The 8,108-nt window shown below is 39.5% G+C and carries 7 protein-coding genes; all 7 read right to left on the bottom strand.

The window, feature by feature from the left end:
• Window positions 1-75: 75 nt before the first annotated feature.
• Window positions 76-741: a sulfite exporter TauE/SafE family protein gene (locus F3H01_RS08050; RefSeq protein ID WP_223155395.1), complete on the bottom strand. Its 666-nt coding sequence runs from the start codon at window positions 739-741 to the stop codon at window positions 76-78.
• A 1-nt stretch (window position 742) separates the two neighbouring features.
• Window positions 743-1,861, bottom strand: coding sequence for a glutamine-hydrolyzing carbamoyl-phosphate synthase small subunit (gene carA / locus F3H01_RS08045; protein ID WP_107698244.1), 1,119 nt, complete (start codon window positions 1,859-1,861; stop codon window positions 743-745).
• Entirely contained in the window at window positions 1,861-2,412 is a 552-nt protein-coding gene (locus F3H01_RS08040; RefSeq protein ID WP_149725422.1) for a DUF507 family protein, read from the bottom strand. The genes carA and F3H01_RS08040 overlap by 1 nt, the downstream gene beginning before the upstream one ends.
• Before the next feature lie 49 nt (window positions 2,413-2,461).
• Entirely contained in the window at window positions 2,462-2,902 is a 441-nt protein-coding gene (locus F3H01_RS08035; RefSeq protein WP_149725421.1) for an isoleucyl-tRNA synthetase, read from the bottom strand.
• Between the two features lie 163 nt (window positions 2,903-3,065).
• On the bottom strand, window positions 3,066-6,326 hold the full coding sequence (gene carB, locus F3H01_RS08030; RefSeq protein WP_149725420.1) for a carbamoyl-phosphate synthase large subunit: 3,261 nt from the start codon (window positions 6,324-6,326) through the stop codon (window positions 3,066-3,068).
• On the bottom strand, window positions 6,326-7,081 hold the full coding sequence (gene mreC, locus F3H01_RS08025) for a rod shape-determining protein MreC (RefSeq protein WP_149725419.1): 756 nt from the start codon (window positions 7,079-7,081) through the stop codon (window positions 6,326-6,328). Before mreC ends, carB begins: the two co-directional genes overlap by 1 nt.
• A complete protein-coding gene (locus F3H01_RS08020) occupies window positions 7,071-8,108 on the bottom strand; it encodes a rod shape-determining protein (protein WP_021090637.1) in 1,038 nt (345 codons plus the stop codon). The genes mreC and F3H01_RS08020 overlap by 11 nt, the downstream gene beginning before the upstream one ends.

The following is an 8,108-nucleotide window of genomic DNA, read 5'->3' as shown; positions in this document are numbered from 1 at the left end:
CTTCCTTTTTGGTTATATTTATCAAACATCATAAATTTTGGCGCAACTAACAATTATTTCTCTTATTTTTCTATCTTAAGCATTTGCTCTATATCCTAAAAATGATAGATAAATTCCATTTATTATCATTATGCTAGCCGAAATCTTAAACATTATGTCTTTAAATTTTTCATTTAAAATCCCAAATACAAAGCTAGCTAAAAGCATAGCTGGCAATGTACAAAGACCAAATACAAGCATTATAAAAGCCGAATCAATAAAATTTGCACTTAAAATCCCAAGTGCCAAAAAATAATAAACCACACCACAAGGCAAAAAGCCATTTAAAAAACCAAGTAATAAAAAATTTGTTAAATTTTTCTTTTGAATCCTTGTTTTTGCAAGTCTTACTACAAAATTAAGTGCCTTTTGATTCTCTACAAATTTTAAAAGCTCGCCCCTAAGAAGCAAGGCAATGCCGATAAACGTGATCACTAAGCCAACTATAAAAAATATCACACCTCTTGCTTGCATACTAAAGCTAATAACAGCTCCAAAGGCGCCAAACAAAGCTCCTAAAACTACATAAGCAAAAATTCTAGCTAGACTATAAAGTGTGCTTAGCATTAAAATTTCTCTCTTGCTTTTGCCTTTAAAAAATAGAGTCTGTAAGCTCAAAAATCCGCTGCACATACCTACACAATGACTAAAGCTACTTAAAAATGCAACTGAGATAATCATGTAAAGGTTTATATTTTGCATCTTATAAAATTTCTAAAAACTGCTTAAATATATATTTACTCTCACTTGGACCACCACTTGCTTCTGGGTGGTGCTGAACTGAAAAGATCGGATAGTCTTTGTATCTCACACCCTCAATTGTGTTGTCAAATAAATTTCTATGAGTCACAACCGCTATTTCAGCGATGCTCTCTGGCACGTTGTAGTTGTGATTTTGTGTTGTTATCTCAATTGCTTTTGTCTCTAAATTTAGCACTGGGTGATTTGCTCCGTGCTGACCAAATTTAAGCTTATATGTCTCGTACCCAAAGGCGTTTGAGAGTAACTGATGTCCAAGGCAAATGCCAAATATAGGTATCTTAGCCTCAATCATCTTTTTGATCTCGCCTATTTCAGCCTTTAAATTTTTTGGCTCACCAGGACCATTTGATAAAAACACCCCATTTATCTCGCCATTTTTAAATTTTTCTATCAAAATTTCAGCCTTAGTGTCGTGTGGCACTACGATGACTTCAAGACCAGTTTCACATAGCTCGTTTAGGATATTTCTCTTTACACCAAAGTCAAAAACAGCTATCTTTTTACCAATACTTTTTAGCGGCTTATATGACTTTAAATTTCTATCCCAAGCGCCTTTTTTGTGCTCATACTCGTCCATCGCGCTAACTGTTTTCACGTAGTTTATATTTTCAATACGCCCGCTACTTTCAAGCCTGCGTTTTAGCTCATCTTTATCACTTATCTGCGTTGAGATATAGGCCATAAGCGCACCCTCGTCACGTAGCATCTTTGTTAAATACCTAGTATCAACGTCATAAACGCCAAATTTACCTTGCTCTTCAAAAAATTTTCCCAAAGATTTTTGCGAGCGGTAGTTTGATGGAATTTCATTGTAGCTTCTCATTATAACGCCACTTGCATGAATTCTAAGACTCTCCATATCGTCTTCGTTTATACCTACTATGCCTATTTCTGGCATGGTAAAGACGATAAACTGACCAGCATAGCTTGGATCGCTCATGATCTCTTCATAGCCAGTCATCGAGGTATTAAAAACGAGCTCGCCTGCACACTCACCATGAGCACCAAAAGCTTTTGCTTCTAAAAAAACACCATTTTCAATATAAATGTAAGCTTTCATTAAAGCATACCTCTTTTTTTAAGCTCATCTTGATACAAACGCTCAAAGACAAGATCATATTCATCAGTTCCTGGGATTAGCTTATGTTTATAATTTTGTATCATTTCATAGACATCATCTTCTATCTTCTCATAGCTTTTTAAGTACTCGTCTATTGAGTTATAAATCACATTTTTTACACGATTTTCAGATACATTATAATCAACAAGACCGCTCTTCCAAATAGCTTCAAGCACTTTATGAGCGATATTGCTAAATCTATCTTCGTGGGTTAAGATTACATCAAATTCGCCTGCGAGCTTCTTTTTAACGAGCCAAAACATATTTTTGCGGTCAATTTGCATAGTTTGCATCTCGTCTTCATTTTTCTCCAAAAGCTCATTTACTCGCTCATCTAAAGCTCTTTCTTTTTGAATATCGACTGTTAAAATTTCACTTGTTTTTGCTGCGATTGGCTCAATGCCTTTATTTAGTCTTACGAAACCACAATTTAGAAGATCTATTGCTATTTTATGTGAAATATACGGAACGTGTGGGAGTTTTAAACGCATTTTAAACCTTTAAATTTTTATGCCATTTTAACTAAATAAAGGTAAAACTTTACTTTGAAATTTTAACGACTTTATTATTATCGCTTCTTAAAAAATAAATTTCTCTTCGTCCATCATAAAGTATCTTTCCATCAGTCTTTTGCTCATTTTCTAAATTTGATGAGATATCTAAAGATAGCGATTTACTCATAAAATAATTCTCTCCTAAAGTGCGTCCAAAGTCAGGATACCAACTAAAAGCACAAACTATCAACAAAACTAAATAAAAGGCTCTAAAAATTTTTCTAAAAGGCGCGTAAAAAAAGCAATATCCAAATATAAAAAATATAGGCAAAAGCCATAAAAAAGGTACGTTATCAACAAAAATAACATTAAAATACTCGCTTATGCCATAGTAAGAAAAGTAGTTGTTGTAAATTCCAACAAATAGCGTAAAAATAGGAGCAAGGACAAATATAATACCCGTAAAAAAAGCATTTAAAATTTTCATAATCTCTCCTTTTGAGTGAGATTATATTAAACATAAGCTTTAATATTACTAGATTGATGAAAGCTAGACTAAAATTCAAAGCAAAATGCCATACATAGACATCTACTGCTTCTAGCAATACTTTAAAAACAGTTTAGCTATAAGCTAAACTGCCTTAAATTTATTATTTTTTAGATAAATACTCTTGCAAGCTTTTTACTTCAAGTGCTTTGCCGGTTTGTACCGAGCTTAGCGACTTAGCGGCTGCAAGTGCTGCTCGGATCGTTGTAAAGTAAGGAATTTTAAATCTAAGCACGTTTTGGCGGATTTTTTTACCATCATCCACGCTTGATTTTGTATCGCTTGTGTTGATGACAAGCGCGATATCGCCGTTTTTAAGCCTATCTTCAACGTTTGGCCTGCCTTCGCTTATCTTATAGACAAACTCGGCCTCCACACCAGCCTCGCTTAAAATTTTATGTGTACCGCCAGTTGCGATGATGCTAAAGCCAAGCGCTATTAGCTCTCTTGCAAGGTCTGGCGCGTAAGATTTATCAGCGTCAGCTAGAGTTAAAAAGACCCTGCCTTTGCTTGGCAAAGTATTGCTCGCAGCGATCTGACTCTTTGCAAATGAGCTTGCAAAATCGTGGCTTATGCCCATGACCTCGCCCGTACTCTTCATCTCAGGACCAAGGATGAGATCGGCACCACTTAGCTTATTAAACGGCAACACGCACTCTTTTACGCAAATATGCGAGCTAACGCGAGGTTTTAGGATGTCGCCATCTTCATAAACCACTTTGTAATCATCATAAAATTTAAACGCTTCACGTAAATTTCCTTGCCACATAACTCTTGTCGCTACCTTTGCCATTGGCACGCCAGTAGCCTTGCTCACAAACGGCACGGTCCTGCTCGCGCGAGGATTTACCTCGATCATATAAAGCTCGTTTTCATAGATGGCAAACTGGATATTCATAAGGCCGACAACGCCTAAATTTAGCGCGATATCTCTGGTTTGCTTCTCCACTTTTTTTATCATTTCTGCGCTTAAGCTCATCGGTGGCAATATGCAAGCTGAGTCGCCAGAGTGAATTCCAGCCTCTTCGATGTGCTCCATTATCGCGCCTATATAGACCTCTTTGCCGTCACATATCGCATCTACATCAAGCTCTTTTGCATCTTGTAAAAATTTATCAAGTAGCACTGGCGAGTGGTTGCTAACTTTGACCGCTTCGCTCATATACTCTTTTAGCTCGCTCTCGTTGTGTACCCTTCTCATCGCCCTGCCACCAAGGACGTAGCTTGGGCGAACTAGCACTGGATAGCCGATAATTGCTGCCTTTTGTAAGGCTTCTTCTAGGCTAGTGGCAGTGTCATTTTTAGGCTGAAGGACACCGATTTTATTTATAAATTCGCTAAATTTCTTTCTATCCTCGGCCACATCGATCACTCTTGCAGTTGTTCCGATGATCTTAGCGCCGATCACGCTTAGGCGTTTTGCAAATTTAAGCGGAGTTTGACCGCCAAAATGCACGATCACGCCGTCTGGCTTTTCACGCTCGATGACCGATCTAACATGCTCAAAATCAATCGGCTCAAAGTACAAAATATCGCTCGTGTCGTAGTCGGTTGAGACGGTTTCTGGGTTACAGTTATACATTATCGTTTTTATGCCAAGGTCTCTTAGGGCGTAGCTTGCATGCACGCAGCAGTAGTCAAACTCTATACCCTGACCGATCCTATTTGGACCGCCACCTATTATCATCACCTTTTTAGCGTCTTTTGCTAGCTCTTTTTTAGGAAATTTAGTGATATTTGTGGTTGAGTAAAGATATGGCGTTAGCGCCTTAAATTCGCCCGCACAAGTATCGACCTCGTTGTATTCAAGCTCGATGCCAAGCTTCTGCCTAGCAAAATAGATATCATTTTGGCTAAGCTCAAGATCGTCTTTTTCATTTATAAGCACAGCTATCATCTTGTCTGAAAAGCCCACGCTTTTGGCCTCTCGCAGTAGCTCTTCGTTGTTTAAGATATCCATGTCGATCTTATCTTCAAATTTAACTATCTCATAAATTTGCTCCAAAAACCAAGGGTCGATCTTGCTAAACTCATGTACCTCAGCCACGCTAAAGCCATCTCTAAAGGCTTGTGCTAGGTATAAAATTCTCCTCTCATTTGCATTTCTGATGCCATAAACCAAAGCGTTTTTCTCTAGGCTAAGGCTATTAAATCCGCAAAAATCGCGCTCTAGACTGCAAAGCGCCTTTTGGATACTCTCTTTAAAGGTCCTACCTATCGCCATAACCTCGCCAACTGACTTCATCGCAGTGCCTAGATATGGGTTTGATCCTGGAAATTTCTCAAATGTAAAACGTGGAATTTTTGTCACTATGTAGTCAATAACCGGCTCAAAGCTAGCAGGCGTGCCAGTGATGTCATTTTTGATCTCATCTAGGCTAAAACCAACGGCTAGAAGCGTCGCTACCTTAGCGATCGGATATCCAGTGGCTTTACTGGCAAGTGCAGAGCTTCGGCTAACGCGTGGGTTCATCTCGATAACGATCATACGGCCACTTTTTGGGTCTATGGCAAACTGCACGTTACTGCCGCCAGTATCAACGCCGATCTCACGAAGTATGGCAAAACTAGCGTCACGCATAGCCTGATACTCTTTATCTGTGAGTGTGAGTGCTGGTGCGACCGTGATACTATCGCCTGTATGCACGCCCATTGGATCGAAATTTTCGATCGAGCAGACGATAATGCAGTTGTCATTTCTATCTCTGATGACCTCCATCTCATACTCTTTCCAGCCAAGTAAACTCTCTTCTATCAAAATTTCATGTATTGGGCTTGCGTCAAGACCAGTATTGGCTAGCTCTTTAAACTCATCCATATTATAGGCCACGCCGCTTCCTGCGCCACCAAGCGTATAGCTAGCTCTTATGATGAGCGGAAAGCCTATCTCATTTGCCGCATTTAGCGCGTCGTCCATATTATAAGCATATCTACTCTCAGGCAGGTCCATGCCGATCTTTTGCATAGTCGCTTTAAAAATTTGCCTATCTTCGCCCTTTTTTATCGCTTCTGGATTTGCACCAAGAAATTTCACATCCTTTAAAAGACCACTCTCAAAGACCTCCATAGCGGCATTTAGCGCTACTTGTCCGCCCATAGTTGGCAAGATGGCATCTATTTTTTCTTTTTCGATGATCTTTAAAATGCTATCTTTTGTGATCGGCTCTATATACGTTGCATCGGCAAAATTTGGGTCAGTCATGATGGTAGCTGGGTTTGAGTTGATAAGCACTACGCGGTATCCAAGCTCTTTTAGCGTCTTGGCTGCTTGTGTGCCTGAGTAGTCAAATTCGCAGGCTTGACCGATGACGATAGGGCCTGAGCCGATTAGTAAAATGGTATTTATGTCTGTTCTTTTTGGCATTATTTTTCCTTTGTAACAACGTATAGGTAGTTTGGTATGTTTAGCTTTGCATAGGGCTCAACTATCACACTTTGATAGGAGCTCTCTTTTAAAATTTTACTCACGCGCCCTACTGGCACCCCACTAAAAAATATCCCGTCAAGCCCACTCGTAAAGACCTCGTCGCCCTCTTTTGGGCTGAGCCATTGTGGGATAAATTTCACCATTATTTGGCCTTGATTTCCATGCGCGACGCCTGGAATTTTGTCATTTCCTATGTAAACTGCAAATATACTTTTTGGGTCATTTTGCAAGTAAGCTAGCGGCTTGCCATCTTTTGCGATAACGATGCCAGCGCTATTTCCTTGATAGATGAGCCCGTAAATTTTATTTGGATCGTATCCTTCAAACTCGCTTATCCAAATTTTATTATAATCCCCGATATGAACGTAGCTAAGCCCTTTTACAAGCTTTACAGCTGGGGCGTAGGCAGTCGAGTTTTTATCTTTTAAAATTTGATTTAGCTCGTTCGCAAAAGTAGAAAGAAGTGTGGCTGAGCGCTCTAACTCTTCGTTTTGCGCTCTTAGCTTTTCTATCTCGCTAGCCTGCCTAAAATATTCGTTTATATAGTCTTTCACGCTTTTAGCAAAATTGTCGTATGAATTTGTAGCATAGTTACTAAACCAGATAGAAAGATTACTTAAAATTTCTCCCTTAAAAACTGAGGCCGTAGCAAGCAATGCTATAAAAACAAAAAGAACAATCTTACTCTTCATTTGTCAGCTGTTGTAAAAGCCCAATCTCTTCAAGTGCCTTGCCCGTTCCTCTAGCAACCGCGAGAAGTGGCTCATCTGCTACAAAAACTGGAAGTTTAACGATATCAGATAAAAATTTATCAAGTCCTCTAATAAGCGCTCCACCACCAGTTAGTACGATACCGGTCTCCACAATATCGCCAGCAAGATCAGGTGGCATCATCTCAAGCACGGTTTTAAGCGCATCTGCGATCTCTTTTAGTGGTTCTCTCATCGCCTCTCTCACATCTTCGCTTGTTAGCTCGACTCTACTTAAAAGACCGCTCACTTGGTCGCGACCTTTTACCACTACGCTTAGCTCTTTTTCAAGCTGCACAGCAGAACCTACGGCGATCTTTATCTCCTCGCCAGTTCGCTCACCTATTAGTAAGTTATATTTCTCTTTTATGTAATTAACAATGCTAATATCAATCTTATCGCCAGCTGTGCGGATTGATTTTGAAATAACTAGACCACCAAGCGAGACAACACCTATCTCAGTCGTACCGCCACCGATATCAACTACTAGGTTACCTTGTGGCTCACGAACTGGTAAATTTGCGCCAATCGCTGCTGCCATAGGCTCTTCGATCAAAAATACCTCTCTTGCTCCAGCACTTAAGGCGCTTTCTCTAACGGCCTTTCTTTCGACCTGAGTAAGTCCATAAGGAACTGAGATGATGATCCTTGGGCGTAAAAAGCTTTTTCTTTTGTGAGTCTTTTCTATAAAATAGCGTATCATACGCTCAGTCATATCAAAATCCGCAATAACGCCATCTCTCATCGGCCTTATCGCCTCAATATCGCCTGGAGTTTTTCCTACCATCTCTTTTGCAGCATGTCCGACCGCTAAAATTTTTTGTTTGCCATATTTCTCACGCCTTACTGCAACAACAGAAGGTTCATTTATTATTATGCCTTTATCTTTTACCAAAACAAGTGTATTTGCCGTACCGAGATCTATGCCCATATCACTTGAGAAAAAACCTATAACCTGATCTAAAAACAT

It is taken from the genome of Campylobacter concisus (assembly GCF_902460875.1).
Lineage (GTDB): Bacteria > Campylobacterota > Campylobacteria > Campylobacterales > Campylobacteraceae > Campylobacter_A > Campylobacter_A concisus_AA.
Note: the sequence above shows the minus strand (reverse complement) of the source record. Positions and strands in the feature narration are given on the sequence as shown.